Origin of the sequence: Actinocorallia libanotica (assembly GCF_039525175.1) — a bacterium.
GTDB classification, from domain to species: domain Bacteria; phylum Actinomycetota; class Actinomycetes; order Streptosporangiales; family Streptosporangiaceae; genus Actinocorallia; species Actinocorallia libanotica.
Genome location: NZ_BAAAHH010000021.1, coordinates 127,421 through 151,132 on the forward strand (window position 1 = coordinate 127,421; position 23,712 = coordinate 151,132).

21 protein-coding genes are annotated in these 23,712 nt (G+C 73.1%); 7 read left to right on the plus strand and 14 right to left on the minus strand.

Annotation, left to right across the window (positions count from 1 at the left end):
• The first annotated feature begins 37 nt into the window (after window positions 1-37).
• On the plus strand, window positions 38-1,144 hold the full coding sequence (locus tag ABD140_RS23975; RefSeq protein ID WP_344243199.1) for an NDMA-dependent alcohol dehydrogenase: 1,107 nt from the start codon (window positions 38-40) through the stop codon (window positions 1,142-1,144).
• Window positions 1,145-1,328: 184 nt separating this feature from the next.
• Here ABD140_RS23975 and ABD140_RS23980 read toward each other — a convergent pair whose 3' ends face one another.
• Together ABD140_RS23980 and ABD140_RS23985 are read right to left on the minus strand one after the other, a co-directional pair.
• Window positions 1,329-2,144 (minus strand): SAM-dependent methyltransferase, encoded by an 816-nt coding sequence (locus tag ABD140_RS23980; RefSeq protein ID WP_344243200.1) that lies wholly within the window; start codon window positions 2,142-2,144, stop codon window positions 1,329-1,331.
• 474 nt (window positions 2,145-2,618) lie between these two features.
• The gene (locus ABD140_RS23985; protein WP_344243201.1) at window positions 2,619-3,290 is read right to left on the minus strand and encodes an enoyl-CoA hydratase/isomerase family protein; all 672 of its coding nucleotides are present in this window, start codon (window positions 3,288-3,290) and stop codon (window positions 2,619-2,621) included.
• A 246-nt stretch (window positions 3,291-3,536) separates the two neighbouring features.
• Between ABD140_RS23985 and ABD140_RS23990 the strand changes: the two genes are divergently transcribed.
• Together ABD140_RS23990 and ABD140_RS23995 are read left to right on the plus strand one after the other, a co-directional pair.
• Entirely contained in the window at window positions 3,537-4,301 is a 765-nt protein-coding gene (locus tag ABD140_RS23990; RefSeq protein ID WP_344243202.1) for an ABC transporter ATP-binding protein, read from the plus strand.
• Between the two features lie 3 nt (window positions 4,302-4,304).
• Window positions 4,305-6,821, plus strand: coding sequence for an FtsX-like permease family protein (locus ABD140_RS23995; protein ID WP_344243203.1), 2,517 nt, complete (start codon window positions 4,305-4,307; stop codon window positions 6,819-6,821).
• A gap of 53 nt (window positions 6,822-6,874) precedes the next feature.
• Here the strand turns inward: ABD140_RS23995 and ABD140_RS24000 are convergent, their stop codons facing one another.
• The 3 genes from ABD140_RS24000 to ABD140_RS24010 form a co-directional block, all read right to left on the minus strand.
• Window positions 6,875-7,801, minus strand: coding sequence for a CPBP family intramembrane glutamic endopeptidase (locus ABD140_RS24000; RefSeq protein WP_344243204.1), 927 nt, complete (start codon window positions 7,799-7,801; stop codon window positions 6,875-6,877).
• A gap of 139 nt (window positions 7,802-7,940) precedes the next feature.
• Window positions 7,941-8,600, minus strand: coding sequence for a response regulator (locus ABD140_RS24005; protein WP_344243205.1), 660 nt, complete (start codon window positions 8,598-8,600; stop codon window positions 7,941-7,943).
• Window positions 8,588-9,850, minus strand: coding sequence for a sensor histidine kinase (locus ABD140_RS24010; RefSeq protein ID WP_344243206.1), 1,263 nt, complete (start codon window positions 9,848-9,850; stop codon window positions 8,588-8,590). Before ABD140_RS24010 ends, ABD140_RS24005 begins: the two co-directional genes overlap by 13 nt.
• A gap of 168 nt (window positions 9,851-10,018) precedes the next feature.
• On the opposite strand from ABD140_RS24010, the gene ABD140_RS24015 reads away from it, so the two are divergent.
• Together ABD140_RS24015 and ABD140_RS24020 are read left to right on the plus strand one after the other, a co-directional pair.
• Window positions 10,019-10,675: a hypothetical protein gene (locus ABD140_RS24015; RefSeq protein ID WP_344243207.1), complete on the plus strand. Its 657-nt coding sequence runs from the start codon at window positions 10,019-10,021 to the stop codon at window positions 10,673-10,675.
• 55 nt (window positions 10,676-10,730) lie between these two features.
• Window positions 10,731-11,192, plus strand: coding sequence for a MarR family winged helix-turn-helix transcriptional regulator (locus ABD140_RS24020; RefSeq protein WP_344243208.1), 462 nt, complete (start codon window positions 10,731-10,733; stop codon window positions 11,190-11,192).
• Here ABD140_RS24020 and ABD140_RS24025 read toward each other — a convergent pair.
• The 4 genes from ABD140_RS24025 to ABD140_RS24040 all read right to left on the minus strand — a co-directional run bounded on the left by ABD140_RS24025 (window position 11,187) and on the right by ABD140_RS24040 (window position 15,469).
• Complete coding sequence (locus tag ABD140_RS24025; RefSeq protein WP_344243209.1) at window positions 11,187-13,322, minus strand: MMPL family transporter; 2,136 nt, start codon at window positions 13,320-13,322, stop codon at window positions 11,187-11,189. The two genes, ABD140_RS24020 and ABD140_RS24025, sit on opposite strands and share 6 nt — an antisense overlap.
• A 2-nt stretch (window positions 13,323-13,324) precedes the next feature.
• On the minus strand, window positions 13,325-13,555 hold the full coding sequence (locus ABD140_RS24030; RefSeq protein WP_344243210.1) for a hypothetical protein: 231 nt from the start codon (window positions 13,553-13,555) through the stop codon (window positions 13,325-13,327).
• A gap of 103 nt (window positions 13,556-13,658) precedes the next feature.
• Complete coding sequence (locus ABD140_RS24035) at window positions 13,659-14,327, minus strand: response regulator transcription factor (RefSeq protein WP_344243211.1); 669 nt, start codon at window positions 14,325-14,327, stop codon at window positions 13,659-13,661.
• Entirely contained in the window at window positions 14,324-15,469 is a 1,146-nt protein-coding gene (locus tag ABD140_RS24040; protein ID WP_344243212.1) for a sensor histidine kinase, read from the minus strand. Before ABD140_RS24040 ends, ABD140_RS24035 begins: the two co-directional genes overlap by 4 nt.
• 166 nt (window positions 15,470-15,635) lie before the next feature.
• Between ABD140_RS24040 and ABD140_RS24045 the strand changes: the two genes are divergently transcribed.
• Window positions 15,636-16,421 (plus strand): hypothetical protein, encoded by a 786-nt coding sequence (locus ABD140_RS24045; RefSeq protein ID WP_344243213.1) that lies wholly within the window; start codon window positions 15,636-15,638, stop codon window positions 16,419-16,421.
• 10 nt (window positions 16,422-16,431) lie between these two features.
• Here ABD140_RS24045 and ABD140_RS24050 read toward each other — a convergent pair whose 3' ends face one another.
• Window positions 16,432-17,091 (minus strand): TetR/AcrR family transcriptional regulator, encoded by a 660-nt coding sequence (locus ABD140_RS24050; protein WP_344243214.1) that lies wholly within the window; start codon window positions 17,089-17,091, stop codon window positions 16,432-16,434.
• Between the two features lie 65 nt (window positions 17,092-17,156).
• Here ABD140_RS24050 and ABD140_RS24055 point away from each other — a divergent pair, with 65 nt between their 5' ends.
• Complete coding sequence (locus tag ABD140_RS24055; protein WP_344243215.1) at window positions 17,157-18,668, plus strand: MFS transporter; 1,512 nt, start codon at window positions 17,157-17,159, stop codon at window positions 18,666-18,668.
• A 75-nt stretch (window positions 18,669-18,743) separates the two neighbouring features.
• Here the strand turns inward: ABD140_RS24055 and ABD140_RS24060 are convergent, their stop codons facing one another.
• The 4 genes from ABD140_RS24060 to ABD140_RS24075 form a co-directional block, all read right to left on the minus strand.
• Window positions 18,744-20,246, minus strand: a complete 1,503-nt coding sequence (locus tag ABD140_RS24060) for an arylsulfatase (protein WP_344243216.1) — start codon at window positions 20,244-20,246, stop codon at window positions 18,744-18,746.
• Window positions 20,247-20,496: 250 nt separating this feature from the next.
• Window positions 20,497-21,978 carry an amidase gene (locus tag ABD140_RS24065; protein WP_344243217.1) on the minus strand — a complete coding sequence of 494 codons (1,482 nt, stop codon included), beginning with the start codon at window positions 21,976-21,978 and terminating at the stop codon, window positions 20,497-20,499.
• A 95-nt stretch (window positions 21,979-22,073) separates the two neighbouring features.
• Window positions 22,074-22,607: a DinB family protein gene (locus ABD140_RS24070; RefSeq protein ID WP_344243218.1), complete on the minus strand. Its 534-nt coding sequence runs from the start codon at window positions 22,605-22,607 to the stop codon at window positions 22,074-22,076.
• Between the two features lie 43 nt (window positions 22,608-22,650).
• Window positions 22,651-23,190, minus strand: a complete 540-nt coding sequence (locus tag ABD140_RS24075; RefSeq protein ID WP_344243219.1) for a glutathione peroxidase — start codon at window positions 23,188-23,190, stop codon at window positions 22,651-22,653.
• Window positions 23,191-23,712: the final 522 nt, after the last annotated feature.

Genomic DNA, 23,712 nt, shown 5'->3' on the forward strand with positions numbered 1-23,712 from the left:
ATAGCTGTGACACATTCCCCCGAGAGGACGTAACACGATGAAGACCAAGGCCGCGATCCTGTGGGGACAGAACGAGAAGTGGCAGATCGAGGAGGTCGAACTCGACCCGCCCAAGGAGGGCGAGGTCCTGGTCAAGCTCGCCGCCACGGGCCTGTGCCACTCCGACGACCACCTGGTCACCGGTGACATCCCGATGCCCTACCCGGTCGTCGGCGGCCACGAGGGCGCGGGCGTCATCGTCCAGACCGGCCCGGGCGTGACCGGGGTCGCCGAGGGCGACTCGATCGTCTTCAGCTTCATCCCCTCCTGCGGCCGCTGCTCGTACTGCGCGCGGGGCATGCAGAACCTGTGCGACCTGGGCGCGCACCTCATCAACGGCCCGCAGCTGGACGGCACCTACCGCTTCCACGCCCGCGGCCAGGGCATCGGGCAGATGTCCCTGCTGGGCGCCTTCGCCGAGTACACGGTCGTGCCGATCTCCTCCGTGGTCAAGATCGACAACGGCACCCCGCTGGACAAGGCGGCGCTGATCGGCTGCGGCGTGCCCACCGGTTACGGCAGCGCCGTGCGCACCGCCGAGGTGCGGGCCGGCGAGACCGTCGTGGTGCAGGGCATCGGCGGCATCGGCGCCAGCGCCGTCCAGGGCGCCCGCATCGCCGGAGCGCGCAACATCATCGCCGTCGACCCGGTGGAGTTCAAGCGCACCAAGGCGCTGGAGCTGGGCGCCACCCACGCCGTGGCCAGCGTCGAGGAGGCGGGCCCGCTGGTGGTCGAGCTGACCCGCGGCAACATGGCCGACTCCTTCATCATCACCACCGACCGCGCCGAGAGCGCTTACATCGGCCCCGCCCTGGACCTGGTCACCAAGCGCGGCAAGGTCGTCGTCACCGCGGTCGCCAACTTCGCGAACGCCGAGATGAGCGGCAACCTCTTCATGCTCACCATGCTGGAGAAGCAGGTCCGCGGCTCGCTGTACGGCTCCTCCAGCGCCCACCACGAGATCCCCCGCCTGCTGGAGCTCTACAAGACCGGCCAGCTCAAGCTCGACGAGATGATCACCAAGGAGTACACCCTGGAGCAGGTCAACGAGGGCTACGACGACATGCGCAACGGCCGCATCCTCCGCGGCGTCATCCGCTTCTGAGCCCTCCCCGCGCCCCCTACGTGTCCGGCGGCTGACAGCGGGCGCCGCCGCCGTCGGCCGCCCGGACACCCCCGAGACCGCGCGTTCCCGGGAAGAGCCGGGACCCTCGGGTCCCGGCTCTTGCCGTTCCGCCGCAGAACCCGTGCCGCCGCGGAACCCGTTCCGCCGTGGAACCGTGCCGCCGTCAGGGGACGACGCGCCCCACGCCGGCGAGGACCGCGGGGGCGGTCGGGTGGGCCGCGCCGGGGCGGGTGGCTCCGTCGGGGTCGGGGCGCCAGCGCCAGGTGGGGACGAGGCCGGGCGGGAGGAGGTCGCAGCCGGTGAAGAGGGCGGCGATCTCGTCGCGGGTGCGGTAGGTCAGGGCCGTGTTGGTGCTGCGGTAGGTGTTCTCGACCAGGGCGGCGCGGGTGGCGTCGGCCTGCTCGGCGGTGACGTGGGAGAGCGCCAGGTGGGAGCCCGGGGCGAGCCGGGAGCGGTAGCGGGCCAGGAGCGGGGCCAGGTCGCCCTCGACGAAGTGCAGCACCGAGAGCATCATCAGGCCGACCGGGCGGCTGAAGTCGATCAGCTCGGTGAGCCCGGGGTCGGCGAGCAGCCGGTCGGGGTCGCCGAGGTCGGCGGTGATCACGCGGGTGTCGCCGTTGCCCTCCAGGAGGGCGCGGCCGTGCGCGAGCACCATGGGGTCGTTGTCGACGTACACCACGCGGATGCCGGAGGCGGTGCGCTGGGCGACCTCGTGCAGGTTGTCGGCGGTGGGGAGCCCCGATCCCAGGTCGATGAACTGGCGGATGCCCTCCTCCCGCACCAGCGCGGCGGTGGCCCTGCGCATGAAGGCGCGGTTCTCCGCGGCGATCAGGGGGGTGTCGGGGAAGAGGGCGATGACGCCGTCCGCCGCCTTCCGGTCGGCGGCGTAGTTGTCACGCCCGCCGAGGTAGTAGTCGTACATGCGTGCCGGGTGCGCCGCCGTGATGTCGATGCCCGGGGAGACGATGTTGCCTTGCACGAGAGCTTCCTTGCGTTCGTCGGTGGGCAAGGGATTCGGAGGTGCCGCCCCGGGGAATGCGGCCGGTTCCGCATCGGGACGGCCCATACGGGCTTCTCGCATATTACTGGAACCGTGAATTGCGGGGCGGCCGGTCGTTCGACCGCAGGGGAAGCCGTCGCCGGACACCGCTGAAGGACCCGCCGGAGAAGAGCCGCCCCTCAGAGAAAATGGAAATTCCAACAAGACCGACATTAAGGATTGCTGTGCCATAACAGCAAAAAGCCCCGCCTTCAGTGGCGGGGGAAGCGGCGCCGACCGGAAAAGCACGTCTCCAGCACGATCCGGCCCGCCCGGGCCGACACCGCGGCTCGCAGAGGGGCTCAGCCCCTGGCGGCGGAGTGTTCCGGGCGTCCCTTCGCCGACCGCAGCGCCGGACGCGGCCCCGGCGGGCCGTCGTCCGGACGGCGCGGTCGTCCCGTCCGCGCGGAGCCGCTACACCTGCTTCGGTTCGGCTTCGCGCAGGGCCCCGAGGGCGGTGGCGAACATCGTCGACTTGATCGCGCCCAGCGTGGGGCGGTCCTTGTCGGCCAGGGGGCGCACCCATTCGGCGGCGGCCCGCAGCAGGCCCGCCTCGTCGGCGACGCCGTCGACCAGGCCGAGCTCCCGGGCCTGGACTCCGTCGAAGCGGCGGGCGGTCGTCATCGAGGCGATCGCCGCCGCGGGGGTGAGCTTGGCCTGGATGAGCGCGGCCATGCCGGGGGTGAAGGGGGTGTTGACGTCGGCCTCGGGGAAGCAGAAGTGGCCGCGGTCGGCCCGCATCAGCCGGAAGTCGTGGGCCAGCGCCAGCATCGCGCCGACACCGAAGGCGTGGCCGTTGACCGCCGCCATCGTGGGCAGGGGCAGGGCGAGGAAGCGGGCCAGCAACTCGTGGATCTCGGTGATGTAGGAGGCCTGCTCCCCGCTGTGCTCGCCGAGCCACTCCAGGTCCAGCCCGTGCGAGAAGTACTCGCCCGTTCCGGTGGTGACCAGCGCGACCGGGCCCGGTTGCGCGGTGACCTCGTCCAGCAGGACGTTGATGTGCTTCATCAGCTCCGGGGAGAGGCGGTTGGCCCCGTCGCCCAGGTCCAGGACGAAGACACGGTCTTCTTGCCGCAGGTCTGGCATTTTCCTCCTTCTGGAAACCAGGAGGAGGCGTGGCGGGCACGGCGTGTGCCTCTCCCCCTGTAGGGGTTGTCCCTTCCCCGGAATCTGGCGCAGGACACCTTCCTCCCCAGAGGTCTCCCCCACACCGGGCACCGGTAGTGCCTGCACCACCGCGCATGGGCCGCAGGCTGCATTGATGCCGTAGGGCCGGTCTCCTTAGCGTGGGGATCCGTCGCACGAGACCCCCCTTTTCGGAAGGCACGCACCATGTCAATGCCCACGGCCGACGACGTCGTCAGCGTCGAGCGCGTCAGCAGGACGTACGGAGGTGATCAGCCCGTCGTGGCGCTGGACGACGTCGACGCCGGATTCCGGCGAGGGACGATGACCGCGGTGATGGGTCCGTCCGGCTCCGGGAAGAGCACCCTGCTGCACTGCGCCGCCGGGCTGGACCGGCCCACGTCGGGCCGGGTCCTGCTCGGCGGCACCGACCTGTCGAGGATGTCGGAGAAGCAGCTGACCGAGCTGCGCCGCGACCGCGTCGGTTTCGTCTTCCAGGCGTTCAACCTGGTGGGGGCGCTCACGGTGGAGCAGAACATCCTGCTGCCGTCGCGGTTGTCCGGCCGCAAACCGGATCCGGCGTGGGTCGCCGAGGTCGTCGAGCGGGTGGGCCTGGTCCGCCGGCTCCGGCACCGGCCCTCGGAGCTCTCCGGCGGCCAGCAGCAGCGGGCCGCGATCGCCCGGGCGCTCGCCACCCGGCCCGAAGTGATCTTCTGTGACGAGCCGACCGGCGCGCTCGACACGCAGACCGCGGCAGAGGTGCTGGAGCTGCTGCGGGCGGTGGTCGACGAGTCGGGGCAGACCGTCATCATGGTGACCCATGACCCGGTCGCCGCGTCGTACGCCGACCGGGTCATGGTCTTCGCCGACGGCCGGATCGTGCAGGACATGCCGCAGCCCGGGGTCCGGCGCATCGCCGAGCAGCTCGCGGCGCTCGGCCGCCGCCGGCCCGTCGCGGCGCGGGAGGGCTGAACCGTGCTCGGACCGGCCGTGCAGATGGTGCGCTTCCGCAAGGGCGGCTTCGTCGCGACCTTCGTCGCGCTCGTCGCCGGAGTCATGATCCTGACGGTGTGCGGGCTTCTCGTGGAGTCGGGGCTGCGGTACCAGGGCGCGCCGCAGCGTTACGCCGGGGCCGCCGCCGTCGTCGCCCAGCGCGACATCACGATCGCCGGGCCGGAGATGTTCGGCGAGAGCGAGTCCACCACGCTGGTGCTGCCCGAGCGCGGCGGTGTCCCGGAGGCGCTGGTGCGGCGGATCGCCGCGGTGCCCGGCGTGGCGGACGCGGTGGGAGACCGTTCGATCGCGGTGGTGCCGGTGGCCGCGGCGAAGGTGCCGACCGCGGGACACGGCTGGGGAAGCGCGGCGCTCGCCCCGTACCGGCTGGTGTCCGGTACGGGGCCGCGGTCCGACGGCGAGATCGTCGTCGACGCCCGCCTCGCCGAGGCCGGAGGGCTGCGTCCCGGCTCCACCGCGGAGATCGTCGTCGGCGGGACGGTCCAGCGGTTCCAGGTCAGCGGCGTCGTGGCGGCGCGGGGCCGGGAGGCGGCGCTGTTCTTCACCGACGCGCAGGCCGCCCTGCTCGACCCGCACCCGGGCCGCGTCGACGCAATCGGCGTGCTCGCCGAGCCCGGCGCCGACCCGGAGGCCGTGATCGCCTCGGTGCGCAAGGCCGTGGCCGACACGGAGGCGAAGACGTACGCGGGCGACGGGCTCGGACTGGTCGAGGAACCCGCGGCGGCCGCCGCGCGGGAATTCGTCGTGCAGGCCGGCGCCTCGTTCGGCGGTTACGCCGCGCTGATCATCATTTTCGTGGTCGCCGCGACGGTCGGTCTGTCGGTACGGCACCGCCGCCGCGACCTCGCCCTGCTGCGGGCGATCGCCGCGACACCCGGCCAGGTGCGGGCGCTGATCCTCGGCGAGACGGGCGTGCTCAGCCTGCTCGCCGCGGTCGTGGGTGTCCCGTGCGGGCTGGCCGCCACCGTCTGGATCCGGGGCGAGCTCGTGGACCGGGGGTTCGTCCCCGAATCCTTCACCCTGCGCGGCGGCTTCCTGGCCGTCCCGGCGGTGATCGCGGCGGTGGCCGCCATCGCGCTGGTGTCCGCCTGGATCGCCGCGCGGCGCGCCACCGGCATCCGCCCCACCGAGGCGCTCGGCGAGGCGGCCGTCGAACCGGCGCCGGACGGACGAGTCCGGGTCGTCTCCGGCCTGGTGCTCCTCGCCCTCTCGGGATGCCTGATCGCACTCACCGGGGGCCTCGACGGCGAGGCCGCCATGGGCGCCGCGGTGGGCATGCTGTACACGTTCGTGCTGGCGGTCGCGCTCCTCGCCCCGTGGATCAACTCGGGTACCGCCCGGCTGCTCGCGCCGGTCCTGCGGGCCGTGTGGCGGACCAGCGGCCACCTCGCCGCCGAGAACCTGCGGGCGAACGCGCGCGGCATGGTCGCCGTGCTCACCGCGCTCGTCCTCTCCGTCGGATTCGGCGGCACCGTCTGGTTCCTGCAGGACAACCTGGAGCGCGAGACGGTCGTCCAGAGCCGCGAGGGGACGCTCGCCCAGCACGTGCTCGCCAGCGGTGCCGGGCTGCCCGCTTCAGCGGCGGAGGAGGCCCGCCGGATACCCGGGGTGCTCGCCGCGACCGGGGTGCGCCGCACGTCGGTGATCGTGCCCATGGACTTCGGCGCCCAGGAGGTCGTCGCGCAGGGCATCGACCCGCAGGGGGCGGAGCAGACCCTGGACCTGCGAGTGCGGTCGGGCAGCCTCGCCGACCTGAAGGGCGCCGCCGTCGCGGTATCGGAGTCGCGGGCGAAGTCGTCGGGCTGGAAGCTCGGCGGAAAGGCGCGGTTGTGGCTCGGCGACGGCACGGAGGTCACCCTGCGGGTCGTCGCCGTCTACGACCGGGGCTTCGGGTTCGGCGACGTCACCCTGGCCAACGAGACGCTCGGCGGGCACACCGTGACCGGTCTCGACGACCACGTCCTGATCCGCACCGCGCCGGGCGTCGGCACGGCGGCGCTGGCCGCGCTCGCGGAGCGGTACCCGGCGAGCACCGTGACCGGGACGGACCGGCTCACCGGCGAGCTCGCCCGCGACCTGGCGATCAGCGCCTGGCTGAACCGGCTGCTGATCGCCGTGCTGGTCGGGTATGCGGTGCTCGCGGCCGCCAACACCCTGGTCATGGCCGCGCTGTCCCGGACCCGCGAGCTGTCCCTGCTGCGTCTGGTCGGGGTGACCCGCGGCCAGGTGAGGCGGATGGTCTACGCCGAGCAGAGCGCGCTGCTGGGCGTGGCGCTCACGATCGGCGTCGCGATCGCGGCGGTCACCCTCTCCTCGGTCGTCAACGCCGTCGCCGGGCAGCCCGTCCCCTACGTCCCGGCCCTCGGCTGGGCCGTCATCGTGGTCGGCACCGCCGCACTCGCGCTGGTCTCCACGATCCTGCCGATCGGCGGGCTCCTGCGCACTCCGCCGGTCGAGGGCATCGGCGTCCGGGAGTAGGCCCGCACACGACGAGGCCCCGCCGGAGCGTTCCGGCGGGGCCTCTCGCGTCGTCAGTCGCGCGCGCCCCGGTAACCGAGGCGGCCGCGGGTGACGGCGAGGAGGGCGACGGCGGCGATGCCGTACCCGATGGCACCCGCGGAGAGCATCACCGCGCCGTCGGTGTCGGGGAACATCTCCGGCAGGACGATGCTGGCGACGGTGTTGTTGCTCGCGTGCAGCAGCAGGGCGACCGGCAGGCTCTCCTTGGTGTGGTTGAACACCCAGGTGATGAGGTAGCTGATCGCCACGCACATGACCGTGAAGACGCCGATCGTGGCCCACCAGTGCGCGTCCGGGCGCGTGCCGGCGAGCGACCAACCGGTGAAGAACAGCGGCAGGTGCCACAGCGCCCACACCAGGCCGAGGAACAGGGTGCCGACGGCGGGTCCGAAGCGGCGCTGCATCAGCGGGAGGGCGAAGTCGCGCCAGCCGGGCTCCTCGGCCAGGCCGGTGGTCATCACCTGGAGGACCAGGAGGGGCAGGTAGGCCGCGAGGACCATGGCGGAGGGCGCCCGCAGGTCCTCCGTGGCGCCGGGCACCAGGAAGGTGCCGCCGATCAGGAGGGCCGGGACGCCGAGCAGCACGACCGGGTACCAGTACCAGCCCACCCGCACCTGGAACAGCCGCCGCCGCCAGGCGCGCAGCCCCGCCCGGCCGCCGGTGACCAGGGTGACCGCCAGCGCCGCGCCGAGCGGGCCGACGTACGCGCCGGGCAGGACGCCGAGGATCTGGGCGTCGCCCAGGAACGGCGGGAAGTCCAGGTCCAGGACCTTCAGCCCGTCGTTGGACAGGATGTAGGGCAGCCAGAACAGCCAGCTCGCCCCCGACGCCAGGACGAAGAAGGCGGACAGGGGATGCCGCCGGACGACTCCGGTGAGGCCACGGCCTCCGGGTTTCGGGGCGGGTTTTCCGACGTCCGGCGGCGTTGACGTGTGCATGGATCGAACCCTTCATGGGGGTGTGTACGGGGACGCTCCATCGCAGCAGCGCACTGCCCCCGGGTCGCTCCCGCCACCCGCTCGAAATCCGCTCCAGCGTCCTGCTCCCCCGTGGTGGTGCAGGCTGGAAGGCCGGGCGTCAGCCGAGGCCGCGGGCGCTCTCCAGGTGGCGCAGGACCGCGGCGACCCTGCGGTCCGCCCGGTCGTCGGGCGCCAGGTCGAGCTTGGCGAAGATGCTCCGGATGTGCTTGTGGACGGCGCCTTCGGTGACGACGAGCCGCTCGGCGACGGCCGTGTTGCCCAGCCCTTCGGCCATCAGGGCCAGTACGTCGCGCTCCCGGGCGGTCAGGCGCTCCAGTCCCCGGTCGGGGCGGGACCGGGTGAGCAGCTGCGCGACGACGTCGGGGTCGATGGCCGTGCCTCCCTCCGCCACGCGGTGCAGCGCGTCGAGGAACTGCTCGACGCGGCCGACCCGCTCCTTGAGCAGGTAGCCGAGCCGGGCGGTGCCGGAGGCGAGCAGCTCGGTGGCGAACGCCTGCTCCACGTACGCCGACAGGACGAGAACGGCCAGGCCGGGCCGGCGGCTCCGCGCCTCCACCGCGGCCCTGATGCCTTCGTCGGTGTGTGTGGGCGGCATCCGCACGTCGACGATCGCGACGTCCGGCCCGTGGGCGTCGACGGCCGCCAGGAAGGCGTCCGGGGTCTCCGCGGTGGCCACCACGTCCAGGGACTCCGCGCGCAGCAGCAGCGCGAGTCCCTCGCGCAGCAGGGCATCGTCCTCGGCGATCACGATTCGCATGGCAGCTCCATCTGGAGAACGGTCGGCCCGCCCGGCGGGCTGGTCACGGTGAGCCTGCCGTCGTGCGCCTCGATCCGGCCGCGGATCCCGGCGAGCCCCGAGCCCTCGTCCGGGTCCGCGCCGCCGATCCCGTCGTCCTCGATCCGCAGCGCCAGCAGGTCCTCTTCCCGGCGCACGGTCACGGAGGCGTGCCGGGCCCGGCTGTGCCGGGAGACGTTGGTGAGCGCCTCGGCCGTCACGAAGTAGGCGGTGGCCTCGACGGAGGCGGCGCAGCGTCCGGGCACGTCGACGTCGGTCCGGCAGGGCACGGCGCAGTTCGCCGCGAGCCCGGCGAGCGCGTCGGCGAGCCCCCGGTCGGCCAGGACCGGCGGCAGGATGCCGCGCACGACCGTGCGCAACTCCGCCAGCGCCTCCTCTGCGGCGTCGTGCGCCTTTCCGAGCAGGGCCTCGGCGGCTTCCGGATCGCGGACCAGCGCGCGGCGGGTCGCGCCGAGCAGGACGGTGACGGCGACGAGCCGGTTCTGCGTCCCGTCGTGCAGGGAGCGTTCGATGCGCCGTAGCTCCATCGCGTGCGCGTCCAGCGCTGCGGCGCGGGTGGCGGTGAGCCGCGCCAGCCGCAGCGACAGGTCGACGTCGGCGGGAGGGGTCAGGAGCCGCCGCCCGGGCCACGCCTGGAGCCGTGCCGCCGCCGGTCCGAGGAGCATGAAGGAGGCGGCCAGCACCAAGCCGAAGAGCGCGACCGCCACGGCGTCGCCGTCACCGTCCACGGCCCAGAAGACGAAGTTCGGGCTGGCCTCGTCGGGCGGCAGCACCCGCCACCACAGCGGGTAGGTGACGTCCTGCACCGCCTGCATCGCCAGGGTCGCGCCGAGCGCGCCGAGGAGCAGGCCCAGCGTGCCGTGCGCCAGGAGCCAGACCAGCTCCCGCCGGACGGTCCGGTCCGCGAGGCCGTCGGGCACGCGCCTCGGCGCGGGCCCCATGCCGATGATCTCGGGGCCCCACCGCGACAGCCGCGCGCGCTCCCGCTCGGCGGCGGCGCGGATGACGCGGAGCACGGTGGGTCCCAGGAGCAGGCCGACGCCGACCGCGCACAGGAGCCCGACCAGGAGGAGCCACAGCAGGGCGGCGAACGCCAGCATGGCCGTGCCGAGCCCGCCGATGAGGTGTTCGAGCGCGTCCAGGACGGTACGGGTGCGCGTCAGGAAGGCTTCGCGTCCGGCCCGCCGGACCTCGGCGCCCTTCGCCGCCATCCGCATCCCTCCTTCGGACCAGCAACCTTAGACAACGAAACGATCTCTGTCAGATGGAACGGACGGGAGCAGTACCCGGAAAGCCGCTCGTAGGGCGCGCATCACCGCAGAGCCGGATGTTCCGCGGTTCGGACCTGGCCGGTCCTCCGTTGTCGCCACCATGGGACCGTGAGCGACGCGCGAGTACGGTCGGCGGCCCGGTTCCCCGACCACGGCATGGGCGGGCTGGGGCAGGTGGCGCACGGGGTGCTCCACGACGCCCGGGAGGCCGGGGCGGTGGCGGAGCCGCGGCTGTTCCTCGGGCTGAACACCCTGCCGGATCCGCCGTTCCCGGTCGTCGGCTACATCGGCTTCCCGGCGGCGCCCGGCGCGTGGCAGGCGTGCGGCGAGAACCTGGTGGTCTTCCTGGAGTCGGCGGTCGGCTCGCTGCGGGCCCAGCCCGTGCCGCCCGGGTCGGCGTACGGGCCCGAGCACCACCGGATGCAGCGGCTGCTGCGCCAGGACGCGATCGTCATGTCCTATCCCGCCTACATGGTGCTGCCGGAGGAGAGCTCCGCGGGCAGGGCGGTCCTGGACAACCTCACCGAGGGATACCTCCTGCCCGAGGACCTCGAACTGTCCCCCGGCGCCCGGATGACCGAGCTGGCGTGGGCGGTCGAGCGGTCGGGCGCCCGCCGGATCATGCTGCTGCCGCCCGGCGCGGCGGGCGACACGGTGTACGCGCTGAACGCCGACGCCGCCGACGGCAAGGGGACCGTCGTCCTCGACCTCCTGGCCGAGCTCCTCGACGCCCAGTACACCTGGTCCCGGAAGGTCTTCGGCTGATCCGCCTCCGACGGCGGTACAATCACGACTATTGATAGTCAATATTTATGACTAAATGGAGGTCGTCGTGGTCGACACCGCGCGAGAGGCGGATCTGGGCATGCTGGTCGGGCAGCTGGGACGCGCCCTGCAGGAGGAGCTGTTCGCGAAACTGGCCGAGCAGGGCCACCGGGAGGTGCGGCCGCGGCACGGCACCGTGCTGGCGTTCCTGCCGCCCGAGGGGGCGCGGGCCACCGAGCTGGCACGGCGCTCCGGCCAGCACAAGCAGATCGTCGGAGTGATCGTCGACGAGCTGGTCGAGCTCGGTTACGTGCGCCGCGAACCCGACCCCCGCGACCGGCGCGCCAAGCTCGTCGTCCCCACCGAGTCGGGTCTCGACGAGATCGGCAAGGCCCGCGCCATCCTCGCCCTGATCGAGCGGCGCCACCGCCAGGACGTGGGCGAGGAGGCCTACCGGATCTTCAAGGCGGCGCTGGAGCGGATCGCCCTCTCCCAGCGTTCCTGGCAGCAGTCATAACCCGACGTCGGCGGTCCGGCGCTCCACCTCGATCCTCGGGAGGAGGCGGGCCAGCGGTGGCGGCAGCCACCAGGCGCGGGCGCCCAGGAGCTGCATGACGGCCGGGACGATCAGGCAGCGGATGACCACGGCGTCCAGCAGGACGGCCGCGGCCAGGCCCAGGCCGAACTGCTGGAGCATGCGCGTGGGGCTGAGGACGAAGGCGGCGAAGACGACGATCATGATGGCCGCGGCGGCGGTGATGACCTTGCCGGTGGCGGCGAGGCCGGCGCGGACGGCCCGGGAGGGGTCGCGGGTGCGCTCCCACTCCTCGTGGATGCGGGAGATGAGGAAGACCTCGTAGTCCATGGAGAGCCCGAAGACGATCGCGAAGATCATCACCGGGAGGTAGGCCTCGATGGGGCCCGCGGGCACGCCGAACCCGCCGTGCTGGAAGACCAGGACGATGGTGCCGAGCGCCGCCGCCACGGACAGGAGGTTGAGGACCGCCGCCTTGACCGGGATCAGCAGCGACCGGAAGACCACCAGCAGGAGCAGCGAGGACAGGCCGACGACCACGGCCACGAACAGCGGCATGCGCGACGAGACGGCGTCCGCGAAGTCCTGGGTGGCGGCGGTCGGGCCGCCGACCAGGTAGCGGGCGCCGGTCTCCCGGGCGAGCGGGGGCAGGACGTCGTCGCGGAGCCGGTGGACGAGGCCGGCGGTGGCCTCGTCCTGCGGGGCCGTGGCGGGGAAGGCGATCAGCGTGTGCAGCCTCCCGTCCTCGGTGGGCCACGGCGGGACGGTCGCGGCGATGCCGTCGGTCCGCTCCAGCACCGCCCGCAGCTTGCGCGCCGCGGGCTCGCCGCCCTGGACGACCAGGACGAGCGGGCCGTTGAAGCCCGGTCCAAAGCCTTCGGCGAGCAGGTCGTACGCCTGCCTCGTGGTGCTCTCCGGCGGGTTGTTCCCGGCGTCTCCGAAGCCCAGGCGCAGGCCGAGCGCCGGTGCGGACAGCGCCAGCAGCGCGAAGACCGACACGAGCAGGGCGGCGAGCGGGCGGCGCTGCACGGCGGCGGCCAGCGCGTACCAGCGGCGCCCCTCCCGGCGGCCCCTGGCCTCGGCCTTGGCGGCGCTCCTGCGGACGTGGCGCTGGATGCGGCCGCCGAAGAACCCCAGCAGCGCGGGCAGCAGGGTCAGCGAGGCGGCCATGGTGACCAGGACGGTCAGGGCCACGGCCAGCGCGACGCCCTGCAGCGAGCCGAGTCCGAGCACGACCAGGCCGAGCAGCGCGATGATGACGGTGCACCCGGCGAAGAAGACGGTCCGGCCCGCGGCGTCCAGGGCGGCGCGGGCGGCGGCGGCCGGGTCGTCGCCGGCCAGGAGCTGGTGCCGGTAGCGGTAGAGGATGAGCAGCGCGTAGTCCACGCCGACGCCCAGGCCCACCAGCATCATGATCGGCGGGGTGAAGTCGGCGATCGTGAAGACGTGGGACGCCAGGCCGATCAGGCCGAGCGCGCCGCCCACCGCGAAGACCGCGATGACCAGCGGCACCGCCGCCGACAGCAGCGAGCCGAAGAGCAGGACGAGGATGACCAGGGCGGCGAGCATGCCCGCCCCCTCGGCGGCACCGCCGCCCGACTCCTCCGCCTTCAGCACGGGGTCACCGCCGAACTCGACGCGCACCCCGTCCCCCTCGACCTGGCCCGCGGTTTCGAGGAGCCGCTCGACGTCCGCCGCGGGCACCTCCTCGGACCCGGCGGCGAGGGCGACCGAGGCGTATCCGATGGTGCCGTCCGCCGACAGCGCGCCGTCGTACGGGCTCCGGACGTCGGTGACGAAGGGCAGCCCGCGCACCGCCGTGAGCATCCGCTCCACGCGCGGCCTGTCGTCTTCGAGGCCGCCTTCGTCCTGGAGGACGATCTGGACGCTCGCCCCGGCCTGCGTCGCGCCGTGGCGCTCCATCAGCTCCAGGGCCGCCTGCGAGTCCGTGCCCGGGAGCGAGAAGTCGTTCTGGTAGGCGCTGCCGGCCATCTGGGAGCCCGCGGTGACCACCGCCACCGTGAGCACCCACAGGAGGAGGGCGCTCCAGCGGTGCCGCTGCGCCCAGGAGGCCGTCCGGCCGGGCAGCCCCGTCGTCTCACGCGCCGCCACGGTCACCGCCCTCCCTTGCGCCGCGCGACGCGCAGTGCCGCGAGGCAGCCCAGCACCGCGCAGACCAGCGGCACCGCGACGATCAGGACGACCGGTTCGCCGTCGCCGACGAAGGACCGGCCCAGGACCACCAGGAGGAGCGCGCCGACCACGTCGAGCAGGAGGAAGCCCGCGGCCCCTCCGGCCAGCAGGCCGACGAGCCCGGCCTTGGCTTGGACAGGAGATGTGTGCATGCCGCCCAGCGTCGGCCGGAGGCCTCGTCCGGGGCATCGGCCTGGAGCCGACACCCGGGCTACTCCCCCGGTCGTACGGCGCGGGCCGCGGATACCTCCGGAGTCAGCCGCCGAACCAGCCGGGACGCACCATGCCCGACTCGTAGGCCAGGACGACGAGCTGGGAGCGGTCCCGCACGGCCAGCTTGGTGAGGATGCGGCTGACGTGGGTCTTGGCGGTCGCCGGGCTGAGCACCAGGCGGGCGGCGATCTCGTCGTTGGTCAGCCCGGCGGCGACCAGCTCCATGACCTCGCGCTCCCGGGCGGTGAGGGCGTTGAGGGCCGGCGCCGGCGCGGGCGGCTTGACCCGGCCGGCGAACTCGGCGATGAGCCGCCGGGTGACGGACGGGGTGATCAGCGCGTCGCCGCGGTGCGCCGCCCGCACCGCGTGGAGCAGCTCGTCGGGGTCGGTGTCCTTGAGCAGGAAGCCGCTGGCACCCGCCCGCAGCGCGCTGTAGACGTAGTCGTCCAGGTCGAAGGTGGTGAGGATGACGACCCGCACGCCGTCCAGCCGCGGGTCGGCGGTGATGCGCCGCGTCGCCTCCAGGCCGTCGGTGCCGGGCATGCGCACGTCCATGAGGGCGACGTCCGGGCGCCTCTCCCGGCAGACCGCCACCGCCTCGTCGCCGTCCCCCGCCTCGCCGACCACCTCGACGTCGTCCTCGTCCTCCAGGATCGACCGGAAGCCGGCGCGCACCAGACGCTGGTCGTCGGCCAGCACCACCCTGATCATCGACGTGCTCCGTTCTCGTGGGGGAGGCGGGCCCGCACCGCGAAGCCGCCGCCCTCGCGGGGGCCGGCGGTCAGGTCGCCGCCCAGCGCGCGGGCGCGTTCCCGCATGCCCATGATGCCGGTGCCGGACGTGTGCTCCGCCGTGCCCGGCCCGTCGTCGGAGACCTCCACCGCCACCAGGCCGGGCCCGTGCTCGACGCTGATGAGGACCTCGCGGGCGCGGGCGTGGCGGGTGACGTTGGTGAGGGACTCCTGGACGATGCGGTAGGCGGCCAGGTCGACCTCGGTGGGCAGCGAGACGGGTTCGCCGGTGACGCGCGTCCGCACGTCGAGCCCCGCGACGCGCGCCGCCGCCACCAGGTCCTCGATCCGGTCCAGCCCCGCGGCGGGCGCGGTGGGCGGCTCCTCACCCGCCTCCCGAAGCAGCCCCAGGGTGACCCGCAGCTCGCGCAGCGCCTCCCCGCTGGCCTCCTTCACCGCCCCCAGCGCCTCCTCGACCTGGCCGGCGCCGCGTTCCGGATGCCGGGTGAGGCGGCGCAGCGCCGCCGTCGACTGCACGTTGATCAGCGACAGGTGGTGGCCGACGACGTCGTGCAGCTCGCGGGCGATGCGCAGCCGCTCCTCGGTGGCCGCCCGCTGCTCCCGCTCCAGCACGTAGGCCTGGCGGCTGTGGTGCACCCAGCCGATCGCGACCACCGCCCCCAACCAGCCGACCAGCATGAACAGGGCGACGCCGTTGACGTCGTCGTTCCCCAGCAGCGTCCCGGAGCCCACCAGGATCACGGCCAGGGAGGTCAACCCGACCGCCGCCCGCAGACGCCCTCCGGCAGCGACCCAGTAGAGCGCCATGACGAACACGACGAGGACCGGCCCGTCGGAGGAGCTGAGGAGGTAGTAGCACATGGCTCCCACCAGCGTGAAGAGCGCGACCGGGACCGGCCTGCGCCGGCTGAGGTACAGCGCCCCGCACACCAGGCCGATCAGGACCCACTCCAGGGCCGTGACCGCCCAGGACTCCCGCCCGACCACCACCAGCGAGCGCAGGCTCCCCAGCCCGACCAGCACGAACGCCAGCACCGCCAGTGCCCCGTCCGCCCCGCGCCCCCAGGACCGTCCCCACAGCCGCCGCCCGTCGCTCCCCATACGGGCCAACCTACAAATCTCCGCCTCGCGCGGCCTCCTCCGCCGGATGGATCCCGGCCCGCCCTCGTGTCGACCATGGATGTACAACGGCGGGCGGCGTGATGGCCCCCGGCGTTCCCGGTGGGTACGCTCGCCGCGGGACGTGATCTTCGAGGGGAGAGACGGCATGCGGCGATGGCAACCCTGGTTCGTCGGTTCGGCGCTGGTCCTCGTAGGCGGTTTCCTCCTCCTGCTCCCCCTCGGCGCGGTGTCCGACGACGCCCCCGTGGCGCTGCGGGCCGTCTCGCTGGCGGCCGGGTGGGTCTGGGTGCCGAGCCTGCTCACGACGCCGGTGTTCGGGGTGCTGGCCCGGCGGGAGAACAAGCGCGCGCAGACGTCCCGGCAGGCCGAGCTGGCCGTCGTCCGGCAGAGCGGCCATGAGGAGGGGCGGCGGCTCACCGCCGCGCTGCTGGCGGGACTGCCGCTCCAGCCCCTCGCCGTGTGGGGGGTGGTGCTGGAGGAGGGCGAGCAGGCGCATCTGGACTTCCCGACGAACTACGCGCGCTTCTACGGGACGAACGCCGCCTACCAGCACGTCACGGGATTGTTCGTCGGCAGCGCGGGGTTCGTCGCGGCGGGCGTCGCCATGACCGCCCTCGGCAACTCCATGCGCCGGAGCCAGGCCCGGGCCGAGGCCGTCCAGCGGTGGCGGGAGCAGGAGTTCCTCCGTGTCCTGGTGACCGACCGGCGGCTGATCTGCCTGGTCGGCGGACAGTGGACGAGCTTCTACTACAACGCCGTGACCGCCTTCCATCCCGAGCCCGAGAACCAGTCCATCGTCTTCGAGTTCTCCAACGCCGTCCCCCTGGCCCTCTACGGACCGTCGCTCCCCAGCCTGATCGCCTACACGACCCACCGGATCCACGGCGTCCACGGCCTGCAGAACCACCCCGCCCTGGCCTCCCTCCGCTGAGGCGGCCGGGTCAGTGGGCGCCCGGGTGCTCCTGTTCGAGCGCCTCGCTGCGGGCCAGGAGCGCCGGATAGTCCGCGGCGATGCCCTGGAGCAGCGTCTCGACCGCCTTCTCGGCCTCGGCGTCGCTCATGTGGCGGCGGCCGAACAGGGCGCGGTAGTGGACCAGTGAGCCGAAGATGTCGAGCAGCTGCTCCCGGTCGAGGTCCGGACGCAGGTCGCCGCGGGCGACGGCGCGGTCGAGCGTCCGCCCGACCGCCCGGCGGGACGGCTCGATGACGGTCTCCAGGTAGCGCGCCTGCAGCTCCGGGTCGGGCGCGCACTCGGCGTACAGGGAGGCGAGCACGTCCGGGCGGATCGTGCGGTAGGCGGCGAGGAACACGTTGAAGCCCTCCCCGAGGTCGCACAGGGTGCACCCGGTGTCGGGCGGCTCGGGCACGTCCAGCCGCGTCGCGATCGCGGCGAGCGCCAGGCGGGCGCGCCCGGCCCACCTGCGGTAGATCGCCGGACGCGAGGTGCCGGCGCGGCGGGCGACCTCTTCGAGCGTCAGGCCGGGATAGCCCGTCTCGGCGAGCACCTCCAGCGTCGCCGCGATGACGGCGTCGTCGATGTGGGGGTCGCGGGGACGGCCCCCGGCCCCGCGGGCGGTGGTGGAGCTGCGCCGGTTCACCATGGGCCCCAGCCTATAGTTATGTTACGTTACGGCACGGAACATAATCGAGCCCGAGGAGGCCGTCCATGACGGCGCGCGCCACCCGGCGGGAATGGGCGGGTCTCGCCCTCCTGGTCCTGCCCATGCTGATGCTCTCGACCGACCTGACCGTGCTGTTCTTCGCGCTGCCCACGCTCAGCGCCGACCTCGACGCGACCGCGACCCAGGCCCTGTGGATCGTGCACGTCTACGGGTTCCTCATCGCGGGCTTCCTCGTCACCATGGGGCGGCTCGGCGACCGCACCGGACCGCGGCGGCTCCTGCTGGCCGGCTCCGCCGCGTTCGCCGCGCTGTCGGCCCTCGCGGCGTTCTCCCCCGACGCGCAGACGCTGATCGCCGCCCGCGCCCTGCTGGGCGTCGCCGGAGCGTCGCTGATGCCCTCGCTCTTCTCCCTGCTGCGCATGATGTTCGCCGACGACGGGCAGCGACGGTTCGCCATCGCCGTGATGTTCAGCGCCTTCTCCGTCGGCGGGGCGGTCGGCCCGCTCCTGGGCGGGGTGCTGCTGGAGTCCTTCTGGTGGGGCTCGGTCTTCCTCATCAACGTGCCCCTCATGCTCCCGCTCCTGCTGGCGGGCCCCTCGCTTCTCCCGGAACGCCGGGAGAGGACGCCCGTCCAGCTCGATCCGGCGAGCATCGCCCTCTCCGTGGCCGGCATGCTCGGCACGGTCTACGGCCTGCAGGAACTCGCCGCCGGACAGGAGACCGGCGCCGGTTCCCCCTGGCCCGCCCTCGCCGCGACCGCGACCGGCCTGTCCCTCCTCGCCCTCTTCCTCCGCAGGCAGCGCCGCCTGGCCGACCCGCTGTTCGACCTCTCCCTCCTGGCCGACCGCCGCATGTCCGCCGCCCTGGCCACGCTCCTTCTCGTCGGCATCGGCGTCGTCGGCACGTTCTACCTGTTCACCCAGTACCTCCAGTGGGCGGGGGACCTGTCGCCCCTGCGGGCCGGCCTCTGGACCCTCCCCTACATCGCGGTCAACATCGGCGGCGCGCTGCTCGCCCCCGCCCTCGCCATCCGCCTCCGGCCCCCGGTCGTCATCGCCGCGGGCCTGGCCGTCGCCGCACTGGGCGGCGTCCTGCTGGTCGCGGCGGCGGGCGCGAACGCCGCCCTCCCCGTCCTCGTGGCCGCGACGTCGCTCACCGGCCTCGGCCAGGGCGCGGCGATGTCCCTGATCAGCGACCTGATCATCTCCACCGCCCCGCCCGAGCGGACGGGCTCGGCCGCCGCGGCCCAGGAGATCGGCGGAGAGCTCGGCACCGCCCTGGGCATAGCCGCCGGCGGCGCGGTCGGCTTGCTCGTCTACCGCTCCGCCCTGACCGCCTCCATGCCCCCCGAGGTCCCCGAAGCCACCGCCCGAGCCGCCCGGACCAGCGTCCACCACGGCTTCACCACCGCCCGCGAATCCGCCCCCGCCCTCCTGGAAGCCGTCCGGTCGGCCCTCACCCAGGCCCTCCAGGCCTACGCCGCCACCGCCGCCCTCCTCGTGGCGCTGGCCGCCCTCCTCATCACCACGACGCTCGTCATCCGCAGGGCTCCCTGATCCCGTCGTCGAAGCGGCCGGGCATGCGAAACGGGCCCGCCGGTGGCGGGCCCGTGGGAACGGCTGCGGGATGGTTCAGTTCATGAAGCGCCAGGACACCGGGGGACGCCAGGCGGCGCGCATGTGGCGCTGGGCCTGGCGGACGACGTCCGGGTGCTTCTTGGCGAGGTCGCGCTTCTCACCCGGGTCCTTGGTGAGGTCGTAGAGCTCGATGTCCCAGTTGTGGCCCGGCTGGGTGTAGGAGGGGCCGGGGGCGAAACCGACCGCCTTCCAGCGGCCGAACCGCACCGCCGCGGCGGCGTTGCGGCCGCGCCCGTGGTCCTCGGCGCGGTGCGAGGGCGTGGCGCCCGCCTGCAGGCGTGCCCAGTAGAGGTATTCGTGGCGGCGCTGGGTCCCGCGGCCGGTGAAGGCCGCACGCAGGGATATGCCGTCGGTGCCGGTGGGCATGTTGATCCCGGCGAAGTCGGCGAAGGTCGCGAGCAGGTCGTAGTGGACGGTGGGATGGCTGGACACCTTCCCCTTCGTCCTGGACATGATCTTGGGCGACCAGGCGATGAACGGGGTGCGGATACCGCCCTCGTAGAGGTTGCGCTTGTAGCCGCGGTAGGGGCCGCTGGCCTTGAAGAAGTCGGGACGCACGTTGCCCTCTTCGTGCGGGCCGTTGTCGCCGGTGAAGATGACGATGGTGTCCTCGTCCAGGCCGCTGCGCTTCAGGAGGTCGATGACGCGGCCGACGTAGGTGTCCAGCTGGGTGATCTGCGTGGCGTGCGCCTTGTTGGCGGAGCTCCAGTTCTTCTTGGCGTAGGCGTCGATGTTCGGCGACGGGACGCTGTGGGCGTGCGGGAGCGGCAGGGTCAGCAGGAGCAGGAACGGGTCGTCTCCGCTGCTGCGGATGAAGTCCAGGGCCCGGTCCACGATGAGGTCGGGACCGTAGACCGGGCCCCTGTCGCCCTTGTTGCCCGGCAGACGAGCCGGTTCCGTGCCGTCCCACAACCGCTCGGGGTAGTAGTTCTTGGCCGCGTAGTGGGTGAGGTAGCCGTAGAACTCGTTGAACCCGTGCTTGTAGGGGTGGGAAGGGTTGGTGGGCACCTTTCCGCCGAAGCCCCATTTGCCGAACACGCCGGTGCGGTAGCCGGCCTGCTGGAGCACGGTCCCGAGCGTCGGGATGTCCTGCGGCAGCGGCAGGTCGCCGCTCTTGGGCGGGTTGCGGCGGACCGGCGAGTGCCCCACGTGCAGCCCGGTCAGCAGCGACGCCCGCGCCGGAGCGCAGACGGGCGCGGCCGCGTACGCGTCGGTGAACCGCAGCCCCTCGCGGGCCATGCGGTCGATCCGCGGCGTCCTGATCTTCTTCTGCCCCTGGACGCCGATCTGCCCGTATCCGAGGTCGTCGGCGACGATCACCACGAAGTTCGGCCGGCGCGGCGCCCGCCGCGCCCGCAGCGGCATGCTGTCCAGGCTCGCGACGACACCGGTGGGGTGGTGCGCGTTGACCGGGGTGGCACCGGGCAGCGTGGAGGCCGCGGTGAGCGCCCCCAGTCCGAGCAGGAACCGGCGGCGGCTCGAGAATCCCTCACCCATGGTCGGAAAGCGAAAGCGAGCGGTGCCGTATCACGATTCTCCATGGTCGGGATGGGGGTGGGTGGGTACCTCCCGAGACGACGCGGAAAACCCGATATCGGAAGGTGACGCGGCTAGACGCTACCCTCCCGCCTCCCGTCCGGGCCCGGTCTCTTCTGGACCGTCACCCGCGAGATGCAAGATCGTTATGTCCTGTTCGCTCCACGGAAGCCGACTTCACGCATTTCCGTTCGGCGCGACGCACGCTCCGTCACAGGGGCGGCTCCTGGCCGGCCCACGGGTGCTCGGCTTCGAGCTGGGCGGCCAGGGAGAGGAGGGTGGGCTCGCCGCCGAGGCCGGCGACGAACTGGACGCCGAGGGGGAGGCCGGCCGCGGTGCGGTGGAGGGGGACGGACATGGCGGGGCGGCCGGTGATGTTGGCGAGCTGGGTGAAGGGGACGGGGGCGAGGTTGGCGACCAGCTGGTCCTGCCAGAGCGGCGTCTTCGAGGCCGGGCCCGCCAGGCGCAGGAGCAGCATGAGCTCGCCGAACAGGCGCAGGGGGCGCGGGGTGTCCAGGGCGCCGATCCGGACCGGCGGGCCCGCCAGCGCGGGGGTCAGCAGGAGGTCGTAGCGCTCGTGGAAGGCGGCGAGGGCGCGGGTGTAGGTGTTCCAGCGGGTGAGGGCGGCGAGGTAGTCGGCGGCGCGAACGGAACGGGCGGCACCGGCCAGCAGGCGCGTGTCGAGCTCGAAGTCGCGGCGGCCCGCGCCGGTTTCGCGCCGGACCCGGGCGAGCGTCGCGGCCGCCTCGCAGGACCACATCATGAGGAAGTCGCGGGCGAGCCGCTCGCCGTCGAGGTCGGGTTCGGCGGGCTCGACGGTGTGGCCGAGCCCTTCGAGCAGCTTCGCCGCGCCCTCCACGGCGGCGACCGCCTCGGCGTCGACGGGCGTGCCGAGGGGCGAACGGGTGGTGAAGCCGATGCGCAGCCTGCTCGGTTCGCGCCGGGCCAGCTCGGCGTAGGGCATGGCGGGGCGCGCCGGCAGGTAGGGGCCGCCGAGGTCGTCGACGGCCGTCATCACGTCGAGCATCAGCGCGCTGTCGCGCACCGTCCGGGAGACCACGCCCTCGGTGGCGGCGCCGTGGAAGTACTCGGCGTGGTGCGGGCCGCTGGAGAGCACCCCGCGTCCGGGCTTGAGGCCGAACAACCCGCAGCACGCGGCGGGGATCCGGATGGAGCCGCCGCCGTCGCTGGCGCCCGCGACCGGCACGATCCCGGCGGCGACGGCCGCCGCCGACCCGCCCGACGAGCCGCCGGGCGTGTGCTCCAGGTTCCACGGGTTGCGGGTCGGCCCGTACGCCTCCGGCTCGGTGACGGACTTCGTGCCGAACTCCGGCGTGTTCGTCTTGCCGAAGACGACGAGTCCCGCCTCCAGCCACCGCCGCACGACGACGCTGTGCTCCATCGCCAGGTGGCCGCGCAGCGCCCGCGAGCCCCCGCCCGTGGGCAGCCCCTCGTAGTCCTGCATCAGGTCCTTGAGCAGGAACGGCACCCCGGCGAACGGCCCCGACACCCCGGTGCGGACGCGTTCTCGGGCGAGGTCGTACATCGGGTGCACGATCGCGTTCAGCCGCCCGTTGACCTCCTCGGCCCGGCCGATCGCCGCCTCCAGCACCTCTTCCGGCTTCACCTCGCCCTTGGCGACGACCTCCGCCAGCCCGACGGCGTCGAACCGCCGGTACTCCTCGTATCTCACGCGTACCCGCCCTTATCGGAGCCAGACCCGCGAGCACTATAGGCCCGCCCCTCCCCCGTCGGGCGGCCTTCCGGAAGGCGGTCCTCCGAAGGCGATCAGCCGCCGTGGCCTCCGGCCGCGCGGAGGAGGCGCACCTGGCCGATCTCAGCGACGTTCTTCATGAGTTCGGCGTTCACCCAGGCGAGCATGCGGGCGACGGTGTACCGGGGGTCGTCCTGCGGGGGGAAGGACGCGGCGGCGTCCAGAGCCGCGTCGTCGAGGCCGTCCAGAACGGTCAGCCACTCCTCGCGGAGGGCGCGCAGCCGGGCGACGGCGGCCTCGCCCCCGCCCGGCCAGGGGAGGTCGGCGCGGTCGCGCGGAGGACGGGATCGGACGTGGTCGAGGGCCACGCTCCACCACCAGCCGATGTGCCAGGTGAGCCAGGCGACGGTGGGGGTGGGGACGGGGTCGGGTTCGGTCTCGGCCCAGTCCTCCGCCCACGCTCCGTCAGCGGCGGGGCGCACCGTCCAGCTGCGGGGGGACGGCTCCCACAGGAAGTCCTCCGGCGCCAGCCGCTCCAGGTGGTACTCGAACAACGACCAGGTCATGTCGAACTGCCAGCGCATCAGGTCACATCGCGAGTCGGTCACCGGCCGACCCTGACATGCCGCCCGGTGACCGGGGAAACGGTTTTCAGGCGGGGAGGAGGGCGTCGAGGTCGGCGCGGATCTCCTCGGGGGCGGTGGTCGGCTCGTAGCGGCGGACGACCTTGCCGGTGCCGTCGACGAGGAACTTGGTGAAGTTCCACTTGACCTCGTCGGTGCCGATGGCCTCGGGGCGGGTGTTCTTGACGTGCTCGTAGAGGAACCCGTTGGCGGGGCCGAAGTCGCCGGGGGCCTCGGCGCGGAGGTGGGTGAAGAGCGGGGCCGCGTCGGGGCCGTTGACGTCGACCTTGGCGAGGACGGGGAAGGTGACGTCGAAGTTGGTGGAGCAGAAGTCCTGGATCTCCGCGTCGGTGCCCGGCTCCTGGCCGCCGAACTGGTTGCAGGGGAAGCCGAGGATCTCCAGGCCGCGGCCCTGGAGGTCGCGGTAGAGGGACTGCAGGCCCTCGTACTGGGGCGTCAGGCCGCACTTGCTGGCGACGTTCACGATGAGCAGCGTCTTGCCGGAGAAGTCGCCGAGGGAGCGGGTGGTGCCGTCGGCGGCGGTCACTTCGAAGGCGTGGACGGTCATGGCGGGGCTCCTGCCTCGGTCACCGGCCAGACAGACCGGTCTGTTCAATTCCTGACGAGGAAGAGACTAGACAGCACCCCCCGGGGCGTCAACACCACCCCTTTCACCAGGCGGCCACAGATAACGGTTAGCAACCGATATGTCACAGAGACAGAGAAGACGGATCACGCGTCAAGCCGTATACTTCCCGGCCCAATAGGTATTTTTTCCAGCAAAGTTGCCGCTGCGGTCATGTCACCGGTCGGGACCACCGGTCCCGGGCCGGCGGCCGGCGGACCGGAGAGAACGCCGCACCGGGGGCCGCCCGGAGGGCCGATCAAGGGAAGCAATGGTCAACGCGGACTTCTGGGGTAGCGGGGAAGACGACTTCTGGGGCGAGGAGCGGGGCCGGCGGGGCCGGCCCTCGCACCACGGCCCCTCGACCGCCGCCGACCGGGCCCCCGGCCCGCCGGCCCCCCCACCGGCATCGTGTCCCAGCACTTCCACAGCGGCCACAACGGCGTCGACATCGCCAACTCCAGA

Excerpts from the sequence above, each read along its gene's own strand:
- ABD140_RS23975 (WP_344243199.1), top strand. The coding sequence starts at position 38 with ATGAAGACCAAGGCCGCGATCCTGTGGGGACAGAACGAGAAGTGGCAG.
- ABD140_RS23985 (WP_344243201.1), bottom strand. The coding sequence starts at position 3,290 with ATGCCAGACCTGCGGCAAGAAGACCGTGTCTTCGTCCTGGACCTGGGC.
- ABD140_RS23990 (WP_344243202.1), top strand. The coding sequence starts at position 3,537 with ATGTCAATGCCCACGGCCGACGACGTCGTCAGCGTCGAGCGCGTCAGC.
- ABD140_RS24000 (WP_344243204.1), bottom strand. The coding sequence starts at position 7,801 with ATGCACACGTCAACGCCGCCGGACGTCGGAAAACCCGCCCCGAAACCC.
- ABD140_RS24005 (WP_344243205.1), bottom strand. The coding sequence starts at position 8,600 with ATGCGAATCGTGATCGCCGAGGACGATGCCCTGCTGCGCGAGGGACTC.
- ABD140_RS24010 (WP_344243206.1), bottom strand. The coding sequence starts at position 9,850 with ATGGCGGCGAAGGGCGCCGAGGTCCGGCGGGCCGGACGCGAAGCCTTC.
- ABD140_RS24020 (WP_344243208.1), top strand. The coding sequence starts at position 10,731 with ATGGAGGTCGTCGTGGTCGACACCGCGCGAGAGGCGGATCTGGGCATG.
- ABD140_RS24030 (WP_344243210.1), bottom strand. The coding sequence starts at position 13,555 with ATGCACACATCTCCTGTCCAAGCCAAGGCCGGGCTCGTCGGCCTGCTG.
- ABD140_RS24035 (WP_344243211.1), bottom strand. The coding sequence starts at position 14,327 with ATGATCAGGGTGGTGCTGGCCGACGACCAGCGTCTGGTGCGCGCCGGC.
- ABD140_RS24040 (WP_344243212.1), bottom strand. The coding sequence starts at position 15,469 with ATGGGGAGCGACGGGCGGCGGCTGTGGGGACGGTCCTGGGGGCGCGGG.
- ABD140_RS24045 (WP_344243213.1), top strand. The coding sequence starts at position 15,636 with ATGCGGCGATGGCAACCCTGGTTCGTCGGTTCGGCGCTGGTCCTCGTA.
- ABD140_RS24050 (WP_344243214.1), bottom strand. The coding sequence starts at position 17,091 with ATGGTGAACCGGCGCAGCTCCACCACCGCCCGCGGGGCCGGGGGCCGT.
- ABD140_RS24055 (WP_344243215.1), top strand. The coding sequence starts at position 17,157 with ATGACGGCGCGCGCCACCCGGCGGGAATGGGCGGGTCTCGCCCTCCTG.
- ABD140_RS24060 (WP_344243216.1), bottom strand. The coding sequence starts at position 20,246 with ATGGGTGAGGGATTCTCGAGCCGCCGCCGGTTCCTGCTCGGACTGGGG.
- ABD140_RS24075 (WP_344243219.1), bottom strand. The coding sequence starts at position 23,190 with ATGACCGTCCACGCCTTCGAAGTGACCGCCGCCGACGGCACCACCCGC.